Raw genomic sequence first — 22,271 nt, forward strand, 5'->3', positions numbered from 1 at the left:
GAGAATAATTATACACCACTAGCAACAAAACAGCCATGAAAAGATCTTTTTAACGCGAGAATGTCTTCTAATCCTTTATTGCCTTAAAAGGATTAGGTATATTATCTACATTCCAATCCTTTGGTATAGTGATTTGATTGACATCAATCTCAGCTAATGATCTCATATAATTCTTTATACTGGCACTGCTTCCCTTGATTTCTTTATTTGTGTTTTTTATCTTAGTCCCGACAACATACTGTTCCATCGCTAAAAGAGTTAAAATTAGCACAGATAGACTTAAGACTAGATGAATATATAATGAAGATCAATGAAGATAAAATAAGCCTAGTAGATGCTCTTTATGAGCTTACTGAAAAGGAGCTTGAAATAAAGAATTTTAATGCTACCAATGCAATGGTTAAAGTAGCAGGATTCCCTCACCTTAAAGAAATGAAAGACTTTGATTTTGAATTTCAACCTAAAATAAATAAACAACAATTCTTAGATTTCGAGAGTTTAAGATTTCTAGAAAACAATAGTAATATAGTATTAATTGGAAACAGTGGGGTTGGGAAAACCCACCTTGCTACCTCCATTGGGATAGCCGCAGCTAATAAAAGGGTTAGTACCTACTTCATAAAATGCCAGGATCTAATTGATCAATTAAAGAAAGCATATTTGGAAAATAAGTTAGATAGTAGGACAAGATAGTGTAGATCGTTTTGAAAGTATGATAAAGTGATTTGCCACCCATTTAGAAAAAGCGGTGGCAAATTTCAAGATATTCAAACTCTGAAACCCTTCTAAATTCTAGATAGTTTAGCGACAGTTTCCACATGGGTTTTGATAGAAAAATGATACTAATACGCGGAATTATTGTACTCATACCCCGGGGGCTTTTTAGGGAGTGGGGGTTGTGAGTTATACCCAATACGCAAAAAGATTTACAAGCTAGAACTTTTGAAATTGTCCATTTTACTAGGCTTTGTTGTTTCACTTTCATTCCTTATATCTTTTAACAGTCCTTCAAACCACTCTACATTTACTAAGTGATGAGAACGTGAATTTTCCAACATTTTTTTAAAATTAGCAGGGATAGTCTCATTATATTCAAGAGATTGTTCTAATAAAAAGATTTTCTGATTAGTTTGTTGGATTTGAATTTCTATTAGTTTTTTTAGTTCTTCGCTTTTATATTCATTAGCAAATAGCATTGCTGCATAAAAAGATAAATTTACATACTCAGTCTTGGAGCCATACTTATACATCAATTTTTCAAATTCTTTATCCCCTAGTTCAGTTAGGATATAATTACGGGTCTCTCTAGTATTATCTAATTGGTCAACTTTTTTTATATATTGTTTTTCTTCTAATTGTTGAAGATTATAATAGAATGATCCTTTAGTGAAATTCACTATATATTTATAGTGTCTCTCTTCCATTAAGGCTAATAATTTGTATCCGTAAGAACCTGGGTTTTGTTTTAATAAACCCAAAATTAGCAATGGTATCAAAAAAACATCTCCTTTATTTTCATAAAAATTACATTAATAGTTATTTAATAATTACAAGATTTAATCATTGTTGATTTGCATGACTTGAGATACGAATTCATCATATGATATTTTTCCAAATACAAAATCCATACTTTTTATATATATCTTTTCTGCTTTTGTATATGTTCTAGTATGATTAAGATTTATTAACTCATTTTCATCAATTAATGGCTCCAAAACATGCTTTCTATTAGAAAAGGCTTCAAAATATCTTAAACCAAATTTTCTTTGAGAAATTGCATCAATATGAATACCATCTGGGTTAGATGTTAAACCTGATGCCGTGACAAAGTAACAATTCTCTTGTTCAAAAGAAAATTTCTGTAACTCTTGATTAATAAAATTATATTCAGTACAGCTTATCCCAAAGCCTTCTTTGCCTAAAAAATCTCCTAAACCACCAATAATGAGAGGAATATCTGGAGCATTCAACTCCTTTCTAAGAGCCTCAATAATTAAAAATAATTTTTTGTAATAGACTTTGTAGTTACCATTCATACTATCACTTTCTCCTTGATGCCATAGAATTCCTGTTAACTCACTACTTTGAATAGCAAATTTAGCTTCAGTTATTGCGTGTTTAAAAAGCGCTTGATCTACAGCCCATTCATCAAGTGAGCTTCCACCTTCAGCACAAGGAATTAAGCCAATAGTATCTTCTTGATTTTGAAGACACCATGCATCTGCAAATGAAGCAGCCAGACTTATTCCTGAAACAGGACGGTCATAATTGATGGGCTCAGTCATCATTTGCCATCTACCATTACGCAACATTTGTATTCTTTCATTATAAATCGGGGTTACTTCATGAATAAACCCTCGTCCAGCCATATTCGACTGTCCTAACATAAAAAATGATTTAACCATTTTTTTCATCCTTTCTTTCTATTTATTATTTATGAAGAAATGTTTCCAGTTCTCAATAAATGTTAAGTATTACTTACTTATTTATTTAATCCATTGCTTCAGTAGATTTTCTAGATATCAAAAACTACCAAATTTATCATTAGTCTAATTAGACTAATTACACTTAAATATTATAGTCTAATTAGACTAATTGTCAACTATATTTTTTTCAGAAGTAAAGCCAAAATATATTTTAGACGATCCAGAGAAATATTCATTAATTCCCAAAATATTTTTCCTTATTTATATTAATTGATTGATTTTACATCCAAGCCTTCCAACTGCCTTCTGAGCTAATCAATAATAAAAATAGCCGACTAAGGTGAATACTTTTACTTCAACCCAGACGGCATAAATTTTTAGCACCATATAGTTTAATTTATTTCTTGGCATTTATACCCTTACGCAAAAAAACCTGTACACTCACCTAGTCCTCGCTATTTTTGCGTATTTATGCACCCCCCTGGGTAACAAATCCGTAAAACGCTTAGTCTATGGAAACATAAAACACACATGAAAAAAGGGTTAAATCTCTCTAACATTTTGATATCAGCCTATTTCCGCTCTATCCTAACAACTGTCTCCACATGCCTTGTTGCTGCAATTCTGATGACCACAGCACCTGGTACCCCCTTGGTGTCAGGGTATATTTCTTAAAATCTCTTCTACAACAGATTCCAATTGACTGCCAAACCAAGACAAATTATCGTACATACACATCAGAGTTGTACCTCATAGAAACCACGGGGACGGCAAAGCGCGCTAAATTAGATTATTATTCCATTGTACTTTTCATGGGTTTCATGCTAAATAAGCAAATATTTTTAAGTATTAAGTAATATTTACAAAATCTGAGGCTAAAAAAGCAAAAGAAATCTCCATTTTTGCTGACGGCATACCTTTTGTCAGAAAATACGTCATACCTAACCCCCTCTTTATTGTTCCAAAGGGATGTTCTACGATCATTTGTCTTTGTTTATAAAGCTCTTTGTTTTCTGCTGTTCTTTGGTCTACCCTATCTAAAAAATCTTGATCTATCGATCTCCTTACCCGTCTACCTCTTTTATCCTTTGTGCATTTATCCTTAAAGTCACATTTCCCACATGCAGCAAAGTTTTGGTATACTATTTTTTTTGTATTTTCATCAATCGGCTTTTGCCTTCTAAAATAAAGTTTTTCTCCTATAGGACATATGTACATATTCTCTTCTTTATCGTATTTAAATTTATCTAGATAAAAATCAGATTCTCCTGTAGCGTTTGAAAAGATTTGTTTGAAACATAGGTTGTAAGATCCTGTTCTTCGCATTTTTTAAAATCCTCGGCATTATAATAACCTTTATCTGCTAGGGCTTTAAGTTTTTCTACTTCAAATATTTCCTTTGCACTTGTAGTCATTTTACTTAACATCCCATGATCCGTTGGATTATTTATGACATCACAGTCTACGACTAATTTATACTTGCTGTCTACTATGGTTTGGACATTATAGCATACATCAATTCCGTTATTGTTTACAGCCATTAGCCTTGACTCCGGGTCTATTGTTGATATTTCTTTTGTATCGCCTTTTTCTATTTCTTTTTTATACGCTTCATATCTTGTTTTCCGCTCTTTGAGCTCTTTAATCTTTGATTGAATTTCTTCTTTCGTTGGCTTTGCGGTACTCAGTTCTGTGTTATCATTTTTTTCTATTTCTATCATATATTTTTCTATTTTCTCTTCTAGGTATTTAATTTTTCGATTTAAATTTTTTGTGCTAAAGTTATTTTTCTTAGAATTACAGGCCCTGAATTTAGAGCCATCTACCGCCACTATTTCTTTACCAAAAAGGTCCCACTCATTTAATAGACTGACAAAGTATTTGAATATTAGCTCTATATTTGTTTGCGTTGCTTTTTCTAACTTTCTTGATGAAGTAATTTTGTTCATATAGCCATAAATATACAGTTTAAGCAGGTATTTGGGGTTATATCCAGGCCTTCCTTTCTTTTGGGGCACTGCATTTTTAAATCCTAATTCAACTATATCTAGTGTGTCAACGAAAGCATCTATCATCCTTACAGGATTATCTTCCGTAATGTAGTCATCTATATATTCTGGAAAAACAATCTTGCTTTTTCTATGAATATCTTCTATATATCTCATAATATCACCCTCCATACTACTATTATGGGCGATTTTATGCATGCTATATCAAGATTGTCTTATCCAATTGTTGGATTTTTGGCGCGCTCTGACGGTTCTTATGGTTGGTTTATGTCTCTTACCACCTATAATTTCATAACTATACTTCTTCCTACACCTGTAAGCTTAGCTATTTGTCTTGTCGATAGACCTCTATTTTTTAGTTCTATTAAGTTCTTATCTCTAACATCTTTATCAGGGTTTTGAATGTCTATAGATTGATCTACATTACATAAATCCTTAATTATTGATATCGCTTCACTATCTCTAATTTTCCTTGTTTCATAAATATCTAAGAAATCTTCATTACTATATTCTTTGTGGTATCTTCTTGAGTTCCTAAGAATGCTCAAATTTCAGATTCCTCCATTGGAATGGGAATAACCCATATTTCCATATAAGCGACGTCCGGTGTAACCTTATAATATTTTTCCGCTAAAAAAGGTCGTGTTGTCAGTTTTCGATTTGCCAGCCACGTTCCAAAGAGGTAATTTATAGCTTTACCTAGCGCAGAAGTGGTAAGCTCGTCAAAGCTCTTTGCTTCAAAACAGCATACCACATACTCGGATGCAGGCAGCTCCCATGTAATGAACTCCTCATTGATTGATGTGTTCGGCTTCGCAGCACCACCAACAAAATAAGTAAATGTTCCGTCTACTGCCTCTCCCATTATAGACGCACCTAACTCTATACCGTCTCGCAGTAAGCAAAGAATATCCGATTTACGGCTGTGGAATGAATCCCATAACTGGCCGGGCACGTCGATGCCAGTCACCTCGCCAACGGGCACTTGAGATATAGGGACTTGAGCCGAAAGACCGACATAGGATTCAACCGTATCCAGTTTCCTGCGCGTGATTTCCAGAACTATGCTGTCGCTAATCAGTGGTACATCTTCATCAATCATCGTGTAATTTAGCAGTAACTCCGGCTTCAAATTCTGGTTAAGGCGAACGGGATCAGTACGGAATTTTTCCGGCGTTATCCCATACGCATCTTTAAATGCGCGGGTAAAAGTTTCGTGTGAGGAAAACCCAAAGTCCAAAGCAGCGTCAATAATCCGCTTGACCTCCAATGCCCTTTTTATTAGAAACCTTAGTTATCTTCTCATAGCAATCAATATGCTCGATCATTAAATTCACTTTTTCTGGTTACGATAAGACTATACACTTTATATCCCTAATAGCTCATCTACTCGTTCTCCATCAACAAATCAACTTATGAAAGTAAAGATATGTGCTATATTTCTTGATTTCCTACTGGAGTTTGCCAGCCTGAGAAACCAACTTTTATCTCATCAAGTTTAGTATCAATATCATCCGTGGCTCTGTGTTATCATGTTTGAATTAATGTTGCATTTGATTTTCTAATTTAAGAAAATATTGTATCGAATCAGTAAATAAAGTTGACATTTGATATTAATCATGTTACTGTGTATTCAAATTTGAATATACAAATTTGAATACATTTGTTAAAGGAGGAACTAACTTGATACAATTAATGTTACTAGGTTTATTACAACAAAGAGATTTAACTGGTTATGAAATAGTACAATATTTAAATTTGAGTCAAGCAGAAAGCTGGTCAGGCATTAAAGTAGGCTCAATCTATTATGCTCTCAAAACAATGGAAGAAAAGAAACTAGTAAAAGTTAAATCTATTGAAAATGTTGGAAATCGCTCACGAACAATTTATTCAATTACTCAAAAAGGAGATCACTATTTTAAAATAAAACTAGAAGATACTCTCAGTGAAGTTGATCTTAATTTTCCTAATTCTTTATATACTGCTGTAACTTTTTTGGGAGAACTACCCTACGAAAAAGCAATAAAAGCTATTGATGCTCACATTAGCCATCTGGAAAAAGAGTTGAGAAATTGGAAAACTGCTGAGAAAGCAAAAGAAAAAGTGCAACCCAAAACATTACCAAATTATATGAAGGCTCTACTTAAAAATGGATGTGCCCATATAGAAGCAAACATAGAATTTTTAAAAGAGGTGAGGGAGTTATTGTCTAAAGAATCATTTGAAGTTCATTTACCTCCATTAAATAAAAAAGGAGAAATTAGTGATGAATCCTAAAATAGTTTTATCGTCAACTAGTCAACTAATTGACCAAAGTTTAAAACTTCAAATTACTGGATTAAAATCTAACCAACAGGTAACGATACAAGCAGAAATGCAAGACGATGTAAAAAGAACATGGCATTCCTTTGCAAGCTTCATAGCTAATCACGAAGGAAAGATTGATTTAGATAAAACAGCACCTAAAGAAGGCTCTTTCACTAACTGTGATCCTAATGGTCTGCTATGGTCTATGCAGATAAAGGACAGTAACACTCATTTTCCTCCTTGTAAAAATGAACCATCAATCTAATAAGATGAGGTTTTACTTGTTAATCATAGGCGTTAACTTAACCCATGTTATTCCAAGGTAAAAATTACATTTGAAAAAAAGCATGAAAAATGGGAATCTCAAAGTGACCATCACATCACAAAGGAGAGATTCCCATGAAGATATCTTCATCACTTATTATACAATTTATTCGGTTGTTTGATAACAATAAAATTATGGAAATTGCCATAGGCACAGGTTTATTGAAGCGTCAAAAGGGCATGTTGCCTGATACAATTCTTAAGGTTTTCACATTCGGGTTGCTAAATATAGCAAACCCCTCATTAAACCAAATTGCATCTAAATGCCAAGCATTTCAACCAGGCTTAACAATCTCCAAAGAAGCAGTGTATAAAAGACTGAAAAAATCTTCTTTATTTTTACAGGAAACATTTAAACATATGATGCAAAAATCTATGAATAGTGTAATCCCTGTAAAAACTGCCGCTATTCTTGAGCAGTTTAAGGATGTAAAGATATGTGATAGTACCAAAATTACTTTGCCGGATAAGCTGGTGGCTCTGTACCCCGGATTAGGTGGACGCAATGCTAAATCTTCTTTAAAAGTCCAAGGCATTTATAGTTTGATTCCTGCTAGATTTTCAAGCCTTGAAATAACAAAGGCTCCTGGCGCTGATACTACCTATAACGATAAGTTACTTGCCATGGTTAATCCAGGTGAATTGCTAATAACAGACCTAGGATATTTTAGCAAAGCATTTTTTGAAAAACTATCAACAAAAGGTAGTTACTATCTCACTAGAATCAAGAAAAACTCTATTGTTTACGTAGAAAAGTCAGGACAACTAACTAAGGTGGATTTGACTGATTTACTAAAGGGTACTGTGGTTGATACAGAAGTTTTTCTGGGAATAGCCCATAAAAAACAACTTAAATGTCGTTTTGTAGCCATTCGCCTGCCAGAAAAAGTGGTGAATCAACGTAGACGCAAGGCTAACCAACAGGCTAAAGCCCAAGGCAAACAACTTAGTGCGAAAGAAACTGAATTGCTGGCATGGAATATTATTGTTACAAATGTTACAAAAGATAAGTTATCTCCTGAAGCTGCTTGTGATTTATATAGAGCAAGATGGCAAATTGAACTCGTATTTAAATCATTAAAAAGCTATTTAAATATTGATAAAATAGGCTCTTGTGGTAAATACCAGCTAGAGTGTTTGATATATGGGCGCTTAATAGCAGTAGTTGCCATGTTTTCTTTATACAATGTTCTATATATACCAGCAAATCAACATTTCACAAGAAGTTTAAGTATGTTGCGATTTGTAAGTATTTTTGCAATTCATGCTAATGAGATAGCCCTAAAGCTTCAATTAACAATACCAAATATTCATTTTCTTGAAAGACTTTTCAAGAAAATGAGTAAAAAAAGTTTGCATGATAAGCGTCAGAGAAAAACAACGTTTGAAATACTACAGGAATACTTTTTTCTCGAAATTAATTTCCAAAATATTGCTTAGGTTAACGCCTATGACTTGTTAATAGAAGATGAAGTAAAGGATACAAAAGAAATACAGATTAACTTTACTAACTCTGATACTGAACAAATCATTGTTGAAAATCCAATAGTAGGAAAACTCTTTAAACCTAAAGAAAAAAATAATCTACCAGCTATAATCATTGTTGGAGGCTCTACCGGAGGACTCTTTTGGACAGAACAAATGGCTGCTCTACTTAGTACAAAAGGATATGCAACTCTTGCCTTAAATTACTTTGATGTACAAAATCACAATCTACCAAGTGAGCTTATTGAAATTCAAATAGAATACTTTAAAAAGGCACTTGACTGGCTTAAAGCCAAACCTGGAGTTGACAAGAATAATATAAGTATGATAGGAATTTCTAAAGGTAGTGAACTATCATTATTATTCGGTTCATATTTTCCCAAAAGTTTAACTTCCATAATTACTTATGTTCCTTCTTCCCACGTGTTTGAAGGAATTTCAATGAGAGAACATCAAGTAAAGTCCTCGTGGACTTATAAAAACCACCCAATAGACTTCATACAATACCCAATAGATTCAAAATTTTCAAAGGATATGAATCCAATCGACATACGTAAAATTCATGATACGGCATTAAATACAGCTACTTCTAAGCAATTAGAGAGTGCTCGTATCCCGATTGAAAATATAAAATGTCCTATTCTTATGATCTCTGGAGAAAAAGATTCTACTTGGCCATCCTCAAAAATGTGTAAAGATATGATGCAAACCTTAAAAGAACAAAATAATCATTATCAATCAAAACACCTTGATTTTAACAATATGGGGCACGCTTTTTTTCTCCCTAATCTACCACCTATGATAGATCATCCCTCAATTTCAGCGTATAATGCTGCAAATGCTAACAAAAACGCTTGGGAGGCAACACTGAATTTTTTGGCTGAACATTTCAATTAAATAGTTCATCACCTACCTTATTGAAATCCCCACTAAACTAAGAACAACCCTTAAAAAATACTGAAAATTCAATATTCTCAAGGGTTTTGTTCTTTTTATTTCTCTTGTAGTACAACTGTCTCGGCAATCGATTCTTCTCCAATCAATCTCGGTTTTTTTGAAAATCTTTCATGAAACGTACATCTACTTACTTTATAAGCACTGTTACGACTTCCACATGTGTTTCGATAGAATGATGATATTATCTTGCTAAGTAAGAAAGGGGTCCCCCTGTGTCAATTTACACAAAGGAATCCCATAATACATATACAGGTGACCGTGATCTTCCAGACTCCAGATGTGTTTTACTATTTCACTATATTTACTTTTCATGGCAACCTACCTTTCTTCGTTATAATCCTTTAATCAAAAGCCTGGTTTGATTAAATTCCTTATAGCCATTCTTTTCATAAAAGCTAAACAAATCATTGTTTTTATATTTTTCAGGATAACTTGGAGTATTTTTTTCGCTCTCAATCATTTCATTGATTCCTTCTTTGCTATAATTTCTTGGCAAAGATATTATTTTGTTTTTACTCATTTGAAAAGCAGCACTTTCACCACCATAATATTCGTTCATTTTATAAGCTGTTTGTTTCATCAAAGCTTCTTCATATGGCGTAAGTATCTTTTCACTACAGCGTGTTGGAACAGGATAATATGCAATGTCATCAATTTCTATTCCCTTATGATAATTTAACAAGCAAGGGAGCTCTTGTAATACTTTACTGCCGAACCCATTATTTCGATACTGCTCATCAATTTCCAACTCATCAATATAAAACAAAGAAGCAGAGAACATCATCGATTCATTTTCTTCATAATAGTCTTGTATAATTGAGGCTACAAATTCCAAATCTGCTGATGCAGCATCACATACATCAACAGGATCCTCTCCTTCTTCTAAAATTTCTTCAAATGGAATATAATATCCCGTTAGCCTTCCGATATTGTTGAATTTTGAGGTATCTCCCCCGTGATATGCTTCTTCTAAAGCCTCATCTAAAATAACTGGCACGCCATATATATTAAGATAAACAAAATGTAAAAATCTAGAATCAGGTTCCATTTCGTCAAGCCAATCAGCAATATCAGAATTCATTTCAAGATTATACACATTTTTCTGCTCAATAAACTCTATCATAAGTTTGTCAAAGATTAATTTCTTCTTCACTGTTGCTACCTCCTCTTGAAATTGGTCAACACCGGGCAAATGTAACCGATATATCTGTTACCAACCGGTCAGACTTGAATTATCCCCTTGTTCCTTCCCATCTTTTTATTACTTCAGTCATTATAATCACAGGGACGGTTCCTGAATTAGGATCAAAAAAGAGGTACAGTCTATTGACATCGATTGTCTTAAGTTAGATACGTATTCTTTCTACATTACGATTCATAAGTTTACGTCCAATGTTCCTATAAATCCATTTTTTAAGCGGTGACAATTGTTGTTGATATTTTTCAAAGAACTCATCAGGTGAATTGAATACACCGAAATCATCATTGATTCCCTCTTTTTGGATATAAGTATCGTTCCCATTCCAGTCTATTTGTGGATTTTGAAAATTGTCAGTAGCAGCACCATATCCACAAAAACTGGCTTTACAATCAGAGAATTTTTCTTGGAGCTTTTTTAAATATTGGTTGTCTAAAATGAAACCCTCTATGTTATACCAATTCCCCTTATATTGAATTTCAACCCAACTGTGAATAATATTTTGGGGCGCAAGATAATAAATTAGCCCTGTCATAGCTCCTTTTTGCAATTTCTTGTCAATAGTAAAACCATGAATTCTGCAAGATATTCCAACTGCCCGCAGGAGTGCCATAAATAAAGTTCCCTTTGTATTACACTGCCCGTACCCATCCTTTAATACTTCCGAGGCTGAAATCGTATCATCTGTGTTATAACCGAATATGATTTCGTCACGTACAAAATTATAGATTTTTTCAATCTTTACAAAATCATCTTCAGTTTCCCACTGTCTTTCCTTTACAAGTCTCTGTATTAAACTATGATTAAAGTTCAACATTTTAGTTTCTTGCAAATACTGATTCATAGTGTAATCCTCCTTTTCTATTTGATTACACTTTACCAGATTACAAGTCAGAAAACTTTCAAAAACTCGCTATCTCTAATTATATTCGTTGCGTTCATCCCAGTCATCAATTTATTAGTGTATGCAAAATGTGATGGACTATCAAATCCAGCATTTAGGGCTGCAGTAGTGATATTTTCACCATTGAAAATTGAATCGTACGTTTTCTGCAGTTTGTGTAAGACAATATAACTTTTAAGAGGAATACCAGTTTCTTCTTTAAACACATGTGCAAGACGGCTTTCAGATAGACCTATTTTTTTAGAAAAATATTTTATTTGATGAACTCCATCCTCATGTGCACAGTCTTTCAAAAGCCTCAACACTTTAATAACCCGGTCATCAAAACTTTTCGTAAGCTCATTAGAAAAATTGTACATCAGCCTCTGAACAAAAGAAAGATAAGCATCATAACTTTCTTGTGCTAGTGCATTATTAAAAGCTTGTTGCATGACGTCAGTTTTATCATGTGGTAAAACATAAAAGGGCTGATCTACTAACAAAACTTTAAGCATTCGCCCAAGCTCTGTCGTAGGATCAACTAGCATAGTGAAATTGGATTCACCATCTGATTTAAACGTATGCATTATATTTGTATTTACAATAATGGCACTGCATGGGATTAACTGGTTATTAACTTCAATACTTAATTCTTTTTGACTGCTGAGAAACATTTGCAACAGCCAGTGTCTATGGCAATCTGCTTCTATACGATCTGAAATTGCCATAAAATTTCTACCGTATTTAATGATATAGTTCATTACATCACCTACGTTTATAAAATATATATACTTGAACAAGTCTTCTGGATGACAGTTCATCCTACATCTATCTTAGCACAATCCTCCCTCGAAAATAAAAAAAGCCATTCTTACGGGTTTTACAGTATTAGCCACAGCAAATCACAGGGACGGCAGACCGCGTAAAAAGTCCTTCCAAACCAATTGAGCATACATTATATGGGTAAATCCAAATATAGATACACCACAACTAGAGTCGGCTCCAAGTGAATTCGCTTATTTGGGTTCGATATCATAAATTTATAAATTTTGAATAGGCTTTACAAGAGTAGATTTTTGAAGTTAGAATATTTTATTGAATTTTCAGACATAAGGTATAAAGAAGCTATAGTTCAACTTTTACAAAATAATGGGATAACCATGATAATTTTGAATATGTTGGAAACTGTGATTCAGGGTGCCCGCGATGTGGTAATGGACTACCTATATTGAGTATACATAAAGGATACTTCGCATATGAATACAGTCTTTGCAACTGAATCAATGATGAAAGTCAAGCCAGTCTGGGTCAAGAGCCTAGCTGGCTTATTTTTATGCCAACAAAACAATTTAATGCCAGAAAGGTTCCTTCAATTAATTATTTCAATATAGAGCATCACTAGTGTTCAATTAATGGATTTAAAATCCATTGACAATACTTAGTTTCCATTAACTTCATCATTTGCCTTAAATTTAGACATGAAAATAGTCAGTAACCTTTGCTTTAATATAATTACACCACTAACCATATTTGCAAGGGGGTACTGACTATTGGTTAATGATAATTATATCACTATTTTCGAAAAATTATTAGACATCATTGATTGGAAAAAATTGAAAGAATCTACTTATCTACTAGATACTGACTATTACATTGCTCAAAATCACTTAAAAGCGCTGATATACTTTCATGTAGCTCAGCTCGGTAGCTTAAGAGATATTCATGATTTCATGGGATCCGATTCAGACTTAAAGGAATTGATCAATGGTGTTAGCATCGGTTCTTTGTCAAACTACAACAATAATATAAGCTTTGAGGTGTATATCCCTTTAATGAATCAAATTATTGCTACAGCCATGAATACACTACCTATAAATAATAAAGTTGAAAAATTTAAACCTGTAAAACTTATCGATTCTTCGACGGTAAGTATGGCCCTGTCTTACTTTAAGTGGGCTGAGTTTAGAACTACAAAAGCAGGGATTTAACTTCATACAAAGTATGACTTACGAAAAGGCATCCCTGAACTGGTGATTGTTTCAAATGCTAAAGTCCACGATAAAAAGAAAATGGAAGAACTAATGACCGAAAAAAACTGTATATATGTACTGGATAAAGCCTATGTGGACTATAAAAAGTTTGACAAATTCACCAGTGATGAAAAATATTTTATTACAAGATTAAAAGACAATGCAATAGTACAAGAAGTTGAAACTCTTGATATTACTTACTCCCAAATCAAGCTACTAGATGAAGGGGCAAGTATTGTCTATGATAAAGTGGTATACCTTGGTACGGAATATATCAACAAAACCAAAGAGAAATGAGGTACTATTTCAAAGTTTTTCTCTATCTCTGTTTCTAATGGCTCTGAAATCCCCACAATTCTAAATGCTTCTTTCTTTTCAATTCTGTAATTCATCTCACTATCTCCTTTTATTGTTATTTTGAAGCTGATAGGAGGAAATGCTTTTAATATTGTGCCTTCTTCTCTTGCCTGGGATGGTGCTATTCCATGTACACTTTTAAAAGCTCGATTAAATGCCGTTGGTGAATCGTATCCATACTTTAGTGAAATATCTATCACTTTCTCACAGCCATTTTGTAAATCTACAGCTGCTAATTACATTCTCCTACGACGTATGTACTCCGATAATGTTACATCCGCTATATAGCCAAACATCCTTTGAAAATGATATGTTGAACAACATGCAATCTTTGATACTTCTTCCAAATTAATAGGTTCTTTTATATTCTCTTCGATATAATTAACCGCACAATTCAATCGTTCTATCCATTCCATATCCGCAGCCTCCTGACAATAGAATACTCTATTTTAGATAATCCTACCTCTCTTTTTCTGCCTAATAAAGAGAGTTTTATTAATTTATTCTTTTACATAGCAAGTCTTCATTCTTTCCTCATTTATCATAGGCCTGTTCCCCGGTCATATACTGGAACTTCATACCTCACATTCATTAGATCATTCAAGAAATATACAGAACCATCCTGGCTAATTTTTATTTGTAATCCTGCTTTGATACCAGCGATGTAACTACTACCGTTCATCATAATATTACAAGGAACGGTTAATTCCCATAGTGTCCAGTTTTTCTAAAAGCCATATCATTTTCTTATTTGATATTCTGTAAAAAGTCTGAAACACCTCTTTATTTCCCTGTTTCTTAATCCAACTAAATCTTCCTAAAAACAAAAACCAGTCAAGACAATCTTCCTCAACTGGTATATTTATAGCTTATTCAATTTTATATTCTACAGATTTGCGCTTTAGTAAGCCCCCCCCGTGGTCATATATTCATTAAAAATATGTTTCCCTATACCACCAAAGCACACTTACCATTAAAAATTCAAGGCCTAAAGTCTCTCTATCAAGACCACACACTCCACATGGCTCGAGTTGATGGCATAAATGTCAGAGTGCGCTTTTGATTTTCGAACCCGACGTATGAGGAAACATATCAATCGTTTTTTTTGCTATTTTCGAGAAACCATCGTGTGTGAAAATATATCACTAAATAACCGATAAGGGTTTTAAAGTAAACCTCTTTACCTTTAGCTTGTACGATTATACTCTATAGTTTATAAACGTTCCGTTAATTTTTCTAAACCCAATTTTGATGTTAGCATTTCAAGATTATCAAATATCTTTTCTTCATCCCAGTTCCACCATTGAAGCTTTAGCAATAACTCAATTTGTTCATCGTTAAAGCGTTTCTTTATAAATTTTGCTGGATTCCCACCATATATTGCGTAAGGTTCAACATCTTTTACTACTGTTGAATTAGCAGCAATAATCGCACCATCACCAATTTTAATGCCCGGCATAATTGTTACATATTGACCTATCCATACATCATTTCCAATCACTGTATCACCCTTAAATGGTAAGTCTTCTACTGTTGGAGTGACTTTTTCCCAACCACCGCCAAATATATTAAAGGGATAAGTTGTAATCCCATCCATTCTATGGTTTGCACCATTCATAATAAAGTTAACACCCTCTGCAATTGCACAGAACTTGCCTATAATGAGTTTATCTCCCAAGAATTCATAGTGGTGCTCTATGTTATCATAAAATTTCTCTGGACACTTTTTATTATCACTATAGTAAGTATAATCTCCGATCTCAACATTTGCCCGTTTAGGCAAATTACTTATATAACAAACTGTTTTTATGTTTTCATTTGGATATAGCTTTTTCTTATCTGGTCCTATCATAAGATATAGACCCCCTCTTATCTTTAATATGTTTCTAATAAATTCATATTTTGAATTTACTTATTCATATAAATGTTTTGAATCATAACAATCAATTCATCAACAACTTGTTCTACCGGTCGGTTATTTACGAAATACTTATTTCCAATTTTTTTAAAAATCCTTCTCACATACACAGTATCTTCATGTATATCTTGGAGATAATAATCTCTATGCTGTTCTTTATAAAATTCATCGTGAAAAATATTATCTTCCTCGTCGGAAAAAACTAATCTTTCAAATATATGTTCCTTAGAATCCTGCAATTCAATGGCAATTACCTGTTCTAAAGCTAATAGTGAGTTAAAAATAGCGCGTTTGCACAGAAAATTCTTAATATTGCATCGAATTTATTAATAGGGATAAATATTGAAATTTCTTTATCTGAAAAGGGTATTTTAAACGTTTCAAAAATTATCCCCCAAACAAGAAGTCCCCAAACTCATGTCTAGGAGGATTTCTTGGTTTGGCTTTAGGCTTTAGGCTTTAGGCTTTAGGCTTTAGGCTTTAGGCTTTAAAGCATTGTATTTACTCTAACCCTTTGTAGCAACGCAACCGACTCGACATGGTTTTTGATAGAATGGTGATAATATTTGGCCAAATAAATAAGGAACTCCCCCCCTTATGAAGTTTCATAGGATTAGCTTATATTTCCTCTAGAAGAATTTCCAACTATTTAATAGTATTCGTTTGTTCCTTTTACCCCCGCAACCTCCATAATTCTGTTCTTTATTTTATAACTATATTTAATACCTCTTAGCAGCTCTAATAGTGGTTCCTGAACCATTTCACAAGGACACCTGCTTAATCGTTTTAGTATTTCTGTATATAATTGTCTTGTTGTATTATTGGATGGTGTTCTGGCTAGCTCATTTACATATGCGTCTATTGTACTCTTTTCTGATTCCTTTGAAGAAAGTATTTCTATTATTTCTTTCCTGATATAAACGTCTTCAAGGGTTTCTGCAGGACCCAAACTCATATAGTATTTGACCAGACCTTTATAGGCACTTTCATTTCCAATGTATACATATCTCGAAATAGCTGATATTGCATTTCTCATGATCTTTTTATTGGAATCATACAAATACCTGATTATCTCATCAACATTTTGATATTTCATCTGTTCCATCTGAAGGTATACGCTTATATCCTCGCCTTCAGGGATCTCAATGATTTCAGGTTCATTATATTGCTCACAGGCCTCCTTTTCCCCGTTATATCGTTTTTGTAAATATAACTCATAGCAGTTAGCAAAATCTTCAGATCCAAATATTTCATCCAAGAAGGGTTCAAAGACTTCGTCATTCAAACATACACCTAGATTCATATCGTCAGGGTCTTGAAAAAAGGAGCCGCAATTTTGGCAAATTCGTTCAAAGTTCATAGAATTAACCTCGCTTTCTATGAAATATCTCTTGTCTACTTGCACCTCTAATTATTATATGGTATATGCCGCTTTTACTTTTCTTTCCATCAGTTCGTGACAGTTCAATTATCAATGCCGATGGTATTCTTCTAAAATATCCATCATATCTGCTAATGCATCTAATCTTGGATCTTCACTTTCTAAAAATTCTCTGTCTGTCCTTGTATACTGATCCAATTGAAGCTCATATGATACTTCTTGTAATTCAAAGCTCATATTTTCACCTGCTCCAGATACAGAAAATCTTAAAATACACTCAAATTCTGCATGATGAAATTCTCTAACATCACAACGTTCTAAGAAAATGTACTCCTTTTCTTCAGAATCCCATACTGAATTCTCAAAATCATCATATGAACTTATAGAACTAAAGTCTGCACTGCATATCACCGATACAATAACAGTTTCATCAACCGAACTTAAAGCAACTTTCTCTTTCCGCTGTTTTTAGGATCTTATATGAATTCTCAGTAGCATCTTTAATATGCTTCTCTGCTTCTCGTAACACTATATTGCTTATGTAAAGATTCACTTTATCTTTCTCTACCAGTTTTCCCAGCATTATAAGTATGCTATTATCATCTAAATGATATTTACAACCATCAAAAACATTTGTATCCAAGAACACCGATATAGGATAATTCATTATATATACCTCCAATTTATTTCATCAGAAATCTAATAATTCCTAGATTTGGCGGAGCAGGGAGGAATCGAACCTCCCGTATACTTCTAACATATTATTATCGGACAAACCCTAGATCAATCTCTTCTATCCTCATGAATTTAGGCGCATTGACCGTCTGCTCCAGAAGTACAGCACCCGCCATCATACCTACATACAACATAAGAACTTTCATAAAATCAGCTCCTTTTTCTAACTTTGCTTCGATATTCAGAGCCATCGTTTTACTAATCATCATTAGATAGACAGAAATCATCATAGAATTTAATCCAAAACATGTTCAATCTCATTACCCATATTATACCACAACGAACTTAGTCAACGAATTTAAATAAACTTAATCTCCATCTCTTCTTCAACAGCTTGTTCAACTTGATACGCATCAGCTGGCTCCCTTGCCTGTACTGCTTGATGGTTATTCTTTATTGCTAATAAATCTTCATTAAAATCTTTACCTATCGGACTATTTCTGGATGTTGTTGTAAGTAATAATTTAGAGCTTTATCAGCGACACCACCCAGTGAAATCATGTGATGAGAGAAATCATTGACTTAATGATATTTAAGCAATCTCATAAAGCTTATAATAACGCTTCTCTATCTTCATCATCCTCAAATATGCTCTGTCTGTTTATTCCCCTCAATATTATATGATATGTTCTAGTTTGACTCTTCTTTCTAGCTGTTCTTGGCATAATTACCACCTCAAGCTCGTCTTACTAGAATTCGCTTCACAGAGCAACAACCCCGTCCCTACGCTTCTTACCTACGCTTCTTATTTAAATTTCATAATATTCAGTTCACACAGATATTTTATCATTTTCATATTGGCTATACAACTGGTACCAATATTGCTAAGGGCTATGTAAAAAACACATAACGATGGTTGCAAATTTTTAACTATTTCATATTCTATAATATGGTGTATTTAGCCTAAGGAAACTATCTGTTCAAGAATAAAATATGTATTTAATAATTAAGGAGGTTAAGAGATGGATACTTCAGGTTTGTTATTTGCTTTTACAATTACTACACTGGCAGGGCTTTGCACTGGTATTGGGAGCCTTATTGCATTATTTACCACGAAAACCAACAAAAAATTTCTTTCTATATCATTAGGATTTTCTGCTGGGGTCATGATATATGTCTCTATGATAGAAATTTTTTTTAAGGCTAACGAATCCCTCGTTGAAGAGCTAGGTGTAAGACTTGGTTCTGCAGTGAATGTTATGGCATTCTTTGGTGGTATGTTTTTTATTGGCTTGATCGATAAACTAATACCATCCTTTGAAGAGAATGTTCATAAAGAAAAAGATGTTAGTGATGATGAAAAAAGCACGGATGAGAAGCGTTTGCTCAGAATGGGTATGTTTACAGCCTTAGCTGTTGCTATTCATAATTTTCCCGAGGGATTTGCAACCCTAATTTCAACCCTTAAGGATCCCGCTCTAGGAATTAGTATTGCTATTGCCATTGCTATTCATAATATTCCCGAAGGAATTGCAATATCTATTCCTATATATTATGCAACAGGAAGTAGGTTAAAAGCCTTCATGTATTCTTTTCTCTCTGGATTAGCCGAACCAATAGGAGCATTGATAGGTTACTTAATTTTAGCTCCCTTCATGACGGAAGTAGTTTTTGGTATTGTGTTTGCCTCAGTAGGAGGGATTATGGTGTATATTTCATTGGATCAACTTTTACCTGCTGCAAGGGACTATGGTGATCATCACCTTTCCGTATATGGTACCATCGCAGGAATGATTGTAATGGCCATAAGCCTTGTTCTTTTGGCCTAATCCATATTGATGATGGTATAGCACAATTAGTCATATTGACGTTCTATTTGACTTCTTAGTTTTACCCGAGCCAATCAAAAACGTCCCTTTGACTTATCAATTTTTAGAAGCAGAGGTAGAAGCAGGGGGACGGGGTTGTTGCTTTGGTTCTGTGTAACATATTATAATTTCCAAATAATATTCGCCGAGACTCCAGTAACTCTTGCCAGCTGCCTTGTTGATATTCCTTCTATCTCTAAGGCTTTCTTTAAACATCATTTCCTTCTTTTCTTTTGATACATTTTGTAACGCCTATGCTTTTACCTTTAATTGTTTTTTTATTATCTGTCTTAATTCATCATCGGATATATTCTTCTTTTTTTCTCCATTTCTATTCCCCTCAATATTATATGATATGTTCTAGATTGACTCTTCTTTCTAGCTGTTCTTGGCATGATTTTCACCTCAAGCTCATCTTACTAGAATTTGCTTCGCAAAGCACCAACCCCGTCCCCGCGCTTCATAATGATCCAACATACGAAAAAATTTCTCGTCGTTTCCATGAGAATCCAGAGGCCTTTGCCGATGTCTTTGCTCGTGCATGGTTCAAGCTTTTACATCGTGACATGGGGCCCCAAACAAGATATCTAGGCCCTGAAGTTCCAGAAGAAGAACTAATCTGGCAAGATCCGATACCAGCTGTCGATTATGAATTAACTGATGCAGAAATAGCCGAGCTTAAAGCAAAGATTCTAGATTCAGGACTTACAGTTAGCGATCTAGTCACAACTGCTTGGGCTTCCGCTAGTACCTTCCGTGGCTCAGATATGCGCGGCGGAGCTAATGGGGCCCGCATCCGTCTTGCTCCTCAGAAGGATTGGGAAGTTAATCAGCCAGAACAGCTTACCAAAGTCCTTACTGTACTAGAAGACATTCAAAATCAACTAGATAAGAAAGTAAGCATTGCCGACTTGATTGTATTAGGAGGTAGTGCCGCAATAGAAAAATCTGCACAAGATGCAGGCTTTGATGTAACGGTTCCTTTTGCTCTGGGACGTGGCGATGCAACCCAAGAGCAAACTGATATAGAAAGCTTTGAGGTGCTAGAGCCTATCTCCGATGGTTTCCGTAACTATCAGAAGAAGCAATACAGTGTAAGTGCAGAAGAGCTCCTTTTAGACAAGGCACAACTGCTAAATCTTACGGCACCAGAAATGACTGTACTTGTTGATGGCATGCGTGTTCTCGGTACAAACTACAATGGTACACAGCACGGCGTATTCACTGATCGTGTAGGCACACTTACGAACGATTTCTTTGTTAACTTGCTTGACATGGGAGTAGAGTGGAAGCCTATGGACGGGGGCCTATATGAAGCCCGAAATCGCAAGACAGGTGAAGTGGTTCGTACAGCAACTAGAGTCGACCTCGTATTTGGTTCTAACTCAGTTCTCCGTGCCCTTGTAGAAGTTTATGCTCAAGACGACAACAAAGAAAAGTTTGTGGGTGACTTTATAGCTGCCTGGATCAAGGTAATGAATGCAGATCGTTTCGACCTTGATTAACGGCTACTATGACTATTACAGTATGAGGCTTGGAGTCATTTCCAAGCCTTCTTTTTTATTTAATTTGCTGGTTGGTCTGGTTCCAACCTACTTTTTCTTTATCAACACCACATACTGATAATCTCTCGATGATAATCTTCACATCAGTTTCAATTACCATCAGCGTTTATTTATTATTTTTTAGTGCATACATTTCTGCTGCTGTATAAAAGTAATAACTAAGCCCTGTTTGTTGACTTTCTAACATATCTCTGTGAAAGTCATCCTCAATAAAAAAAGAAGCAGTCTCAACAAGTTCCTTCGGGTTCGTAGGCATGTTATGGGTATTTAAAAAGTCCATATGCCTTTCTAGTTCATTTTTTAATCTCTCATCATTTGGTTTCCATCCGTCTTTTAGTGCATTAGCTAAAAAGCCCATAAACCTTTCTGATTCTACTGATATTTCATTTAAAGCATTTGCATCAATTGACTCTGTATCCATCTCAAATTCATACTCATTACTTAAATATTTTTTTTGCTCAGCAAGTACCTCTTTCCATTCTTCTTTATTTAGTCCTTTAAACATTTTTGATTGTTCCATATTTTCTCCTTTCTCGGCGAAGATGATTGATTCTTCAAGTGTCTTCAATATACTATCCATTCTCTCACTACGTTCACTAAGAAGTTTGTATTGTTGTTTTAAAATCTCAACTCGATTTGATTCATCATCAAGTGCCTTTATAATATCTTTTAATGAAAAATCTAATTCTCGGTAAAACAATATTTGCTGCAATCTTTCTAATTCTTTTATCCCATAAATACGATATCCAGCCTCTGTAACTTTACATGGTTTCAAAAGTCCTACTTTATGGTAATGATGTAATGTCTTCACTGTAGTCCCTGTTAATCGAGCAACTTCTTTTACTGTATATTCTATGGTTATTCACCTCCTAAAAACATCGTATACCA

The 22,271-nt window shown here is 34.1% G+C and carries 26 protein-coding genes, 1 tRNA gene and 2 pseudogenes; 9 read left to right on the forward strand and 20 right to left on the reverse strand.

Annotation, left to right across the window (positions count from 1 at the left end; genetic code table 11):
- Nucleotides 1–67 precede the first annotated feature (67 nt).
- Nucleotides 68–247, reverse strand: coding sequence for a hypothetical protein (locus tag AMET_RS19195; RefSeq protein WP_012064961.1), 180 nt, complete (start codon nt 245–247; stop codon nt 68–70).
- 14 nt (nt 248–261) lie between these two features.
- On the opposite strand from AMET_RS19195, the pseudogene AMET_RS19200 reads away from it, so the two are divergent.
- Nucleotides 262–693 (forward strand): annotated as a pseudogene (locus tag AMET_RS19200) (ATP-binding protein); the annotation flags it as partial.
- A 233-nt stretch (nt 694–926) separates the two neighbouring features.
- On the opposite strand, the gene AMET_RS19205 reads toward AMET_RS19200, so the two are convergent.
- From AMET_RS19205 to AMET_RS19230, 6 genes are all read right to left on the reverse strand, one after another.
- Entirely contained in the window at nt 927–1,496 is a 570-nt protein-coding gene (locus AMET_RS19205) for a PadR family transcriptional regulator (protein ID WP_012064963.1), read from the reverse strand.
- 60 nt (nt 1,497–1,556) lie between these two features.
- Nucleotides 1,557–2,405 carry a sialate O-acetylesterase gene (locus AMET_RS19210; RefSeq protein ID WP_012064964.1) on the reverse strand — a complete coding sequence of 283 codons (849 nt, stop codon included), beginning with the start codon at nt 2,403–2,405 and terminating at the stop codon, nt 1,557–1,559.
- An 870-nt stretch (nt 2,406–3,275) separates the two neighbouring features.
- Complete coding sequence (locus AMET_RS19215) at nt 3,276–3,752, reverse strand: transposase (protein ID WP_083761055.1); 477 nt, start codon at nt 3,750–3,752, stop codon at nt 3,276–3,278.
- Nucleotides 3,674–4,591 (reverse strand): transposase, encoded by a 918-nt coding sequence (locus AMET_RS19220; RefSeq protein ID WP_049765309.1) that lies wholly within the window; start codon nt 4,589–4,591, stop codon nt 3,674–3,676. Before AMET_RS19220 ends, AMET_RS19215 begins: the two co-directional genes overlap by 79 nt.
- A 125-nt stretch (nt 4,592–4,716) precedes the next feature.
- Nucleotides 4,717–4,983: a hypothetical protein gene (locus AMET_RS19225; RefSeq protein ID WP_041721111.1), complete on the reverse strand. Its 267-nt coding sequence runs from the start codon at nt 4,981–4,983 to the stop codon at nt 4,717–4,719.
- Nucleotides 4,980–5,705 (reverse strand): GyrI-like domain-containing protein, encoded by a 726-nt coding sequence (locus tag AMET_RS19230; protein WP_012064966.1) that lies wholly within the window; start codon nt 5,703–5,705, stop codon nt 4,980–4,982. Before AMET_RS19230 ends, AMET_RS19225 begins: the two co-directional genes overlap by 4 nt.
- Nucleotides 5,706–6,118: 413 nt before the next feature.
- Here AMET_RS19230 and AMET_RS24545 point away from each other — a divergent pair, with 413 nt between their 5' ends.
- The 4 genes from AMET_RS24545 (at nt 6,119) to AMET_RS19250 (ending at nt 9,448) form a co-directional block, all read left to right on the forward strand.
- Nucleotides 6,119–6,712, forward strand: a complete 594-nt coding sequence (locus tag AMET_RS24545; protein WP_012064967.1) for a PadR family transcriptional regulator — start codon at nt 6,119–6,121, stop codon at nt 6,710–6,712.
- Complete coding sequence (locus AMET_RS19240; protein WP_012064968.1) at nt 6,702–7,007, forward strand: acyl-CoA thioesterase/BAAT N-terminal domain-containing protein; 306 nt, start codon at nt 6,702–6,704, stop codon at nt 7,005–7,007. The genes AMET_RS24545 and AMET_RS19240 overlap by 11 nt, the downstream gene beginning before the upstream one ends.
- 134 nt (nt 7,008–7,141) lie before the next feature.
- Nucleotides 7,142–8,506 carry an IS4-like element ISAme1 family transposase gene (locus AMET_RS19245; protein WP_012062613.1) on the forward strand — a complete coding sequence of 455 codons (1,365 nt, stop codon included), beginning with the start codon at nt 7,142–7,144 and terminating at the stop codon, nt 8,504–8,506.
- Nucleotides 8,507–8,521: 15 nt separating this feature from the next.
- Entirely contained in the window at nt 8,522–9,448 is a 927-nt protein-coding gene (locus AMET_RS19250; RefSeq protein ID WP_012064969.1) for an acyl-CoA thioester hydrolase/BAAT C-terminal domain-containing protein, read from the forward strand.
- A gap of 391 nt (nt 9,449–9,839) precedes the next feature.
- Here the strand turns inward: AMET_RS19250 and AMET_RS19255 are convergent, their stop codons facing one another.
- The 3 genes from AMET_RS19255 to AMET_RS19265 form a co-directional block, all read right to left on the reverse strand.
- The gene (locus AMET_RS19255; protein WP_012064970.1) at nt 9,840–10,661 is read right to left on the reverse strand and encodes a hypothetical protein; all 822 of its coding nucleotides are present in this window, start codon (nt 10,659–10,661) and stop codon (nt 9,840–9,842) included.
- A gap of 193 nt (nt 10,662–10,854) precedes the next feature.
- Nucleotides 10,855–11,550, reverse strand: a complete 696-nt coding sequence (locus AMET_RS19260; protein WP_012064971.1) for a transglutaminase-like domain-containing protein — start codon at nt 11,548–11,550, stop codon at nt 10,855–10,857.
- A gap of 47 nt (nt 11,551–11,597) precedes the next feature.
- Complete coding sequence (locus tag AMET_RS19265) at nt 11,598–12,350, reverse strand: helix-turn-helix domain-containing protein (RefSeq protein ID WP_012064972.1); 753 nt, start codon at nt 12,348–12,350, stop codon at nt 11,598–11,600.
- Between the two features lie 789 nt (nt 12,351–13,139).
- Between AMET_RS19265 and AMET_RS25975 the strand changes: the two genes are divergently transcribed.
- Together AMET_RS25975 and AMET_RS24555 are read left to right on the forward strand one after the other, a co-directional pair.
- Nucleotides 13,140–13,577: a DUF4372 domain-containing protein gene (locus AMET_RS25975; protein ID WP_049765310.1), complete on the forward strand. Its 438-nt coding sequence runs from the start codon at nt 13,140–13,142 to the stop codon at nt 13,575–13,577.
- 12 nt (nt 13,578–13,589) lie between these two features.
- Nucleotides 13,590–13,916: pseudogene (locus tag AMET_RS24555) on the forward strand (transposase); the annotation flags it as partial.
- Here the strand turns inward: AMET_RS24555 and AMET_RS27095 are convergent.
- From AMET_RS27095 to AMET_RS25985, 9 genes are all read right to left on the reverse strand, one after another.
- Complete coding sequence (locus tag AMET_RS27095) at nt 13,859–14,176, reverse strand: hypothetical protein (RefSeq protein WP_330368615.1); 318 nt, start codon at nt 14,174–14,176, stop codon at nt 13,859–13,861. The pseudogene AMET_RS24555 and the gene AMET_RS27095 overlap by 58 nt on opposite strands.
- Before the next feature lie 36 nt (nt 14,177–14,212).
- Nucleotides 14,213–14,392 (reverse strand): AraC family transcriptional regulator, encoded by a 180-nt coding sequence (locus AMET_RS27100; protein WP_330368616.1) that lies wholly within the window; start codon nt 14,390–14,392, stop codon nt 14,213–14,215.
- A gap of 125 nt (nt 14,393–14,517) precedes the next feature.
- The gene (locus AMET_RS25980; RefSeq protein ID WP_157047309.1) at nt 14,518–14,661 is read right to left on the reverse strand and encodes a hypothetical protein; all 144 of its coding nucleotides are present in this window, start codon (nt 14,659–14,661) and stop codon (nt 14,518–14,520) included.
- Nucleotides 14,662–15,189: 528 nt separating this feature from the next.
- Nucleotides 15,190–15,828 carry a Vat family streptogramin A O-acetyltransferase gene (locus AMET_RS19280; protein WP_012064973.1) on the reverse strand — a complete coding sequence of 213 codons (639 nt, stop codon included), beginning with the start codon at nt 15,826–15,828 and terminating at the stop codon, nt 15,190–15,192.
- 56 nt (nt 15,829–15,884) lie between these two features.
- On the reverse strand, nt 15,885–16,133 hold the full coding sequence (locus tag AMET_RS19285; RefSeq protein WP_012064974.1) for a hypothetical protein: 249 nt from the start codon (nt 16,131–16,133) through the stop codon (nt 15,885–15,887).
- A gap of 410 nt (nt 16,134–16,543) precedes the next feature.
- Entirely contained in the window at nt 16,544–17,152 is a 609-nt protein-coding gene (locus AMET_RS19290) for a hypothetical protein (RefSeq protein ID WP_242661332.1), read from the reverse strand.
- A 213-nt stretch (nt 17,153–17,365) separates the two neighbouring features.
- Nucleotides 17,366–17,686, reverse strand: coding sequence for a hypothetical protein (locus AMET_RS19295; RefSeq protein ID WP_012064976.1), 321 nt, complete (start codon nt 17,684–17,686; stop codon nt 17,366–17,368).
- 19 nt (nt 17,687–17,705) lie between these two features.
- Entirely contained in the window at nt 17,706–17,942 is a 237-nt protein-coding gene (locus AMET_RS19300; protein ID WP_041721114.1) for a PIN domain-containing protein, read from the reverse strand.
- 49 nt (nt 17,943–17,991) lie between these two features.
- Nucleotides 17,992–18,106: transfer RNA gene (locus AMET_RS25985), tRNA-OTHER, on the reverse strand.
- A gap of 866 nt (nt 18,107–18,972) precedes the next feature.
- Between AMET_RS25985 and zupT the strand changes: the two genes are divergently transcribed.
- Together zupT and AMET_RS19315 are read left to right on the forward strand one after the other, a co-directional pair.
- The gene (gene zupT / locus AMET_RS19310) at nt 18,973–19,779 is read left to right on the forward strand and encodes a zinc transporter ZupT (RefSeq protein WP_012064978.1); all 807 of its coding nucleotides are present in this window, start codon (nt 18,973–18,975) and stop codon (nt 19,777–19,779) included.
- A gap of 293 nt (nt 19,780–20,072) precedes the next feature.
- Nucleotides 20,073–21,323: a peroxidase family protein gene (locus AMET_RS19315; protein WP_012064979.1), complete on the forward strand. Its 1,251-nt coding sequence runs from the start codon at nt 20,073–20,075 to the stop codon at nt 21,321–21,323.
- A gap of 166 nt (nt 21,324–21,489) precedes the next feature.
- Here the strand turns inward: AMET_RS19315 and AMET_RS19320 are convergent, their stop codons facing one another.
- Entirely contained in the window at nt 21,490–22,245 is a 756-nt protein-coding gene (locus tag AMET_RS19320; protein ID WP_330368772.1) for a MerR family transcriptional regulator, read from the reverse strand.
- Nucleotides 22,246–22,271 lie beyond the last annotated feature (26 nt).

It is taken from the genome of Alkaliphilus metalliredigens QYMF, assembly GCF_000016985.1.
Classification (GTDB): Bacteria; Bacillota; Clostridia; order Peptostreptococcales; family Natronincolaceae; genus Alkaliphilus_A; species Alkaliphilus_A metalliredigens.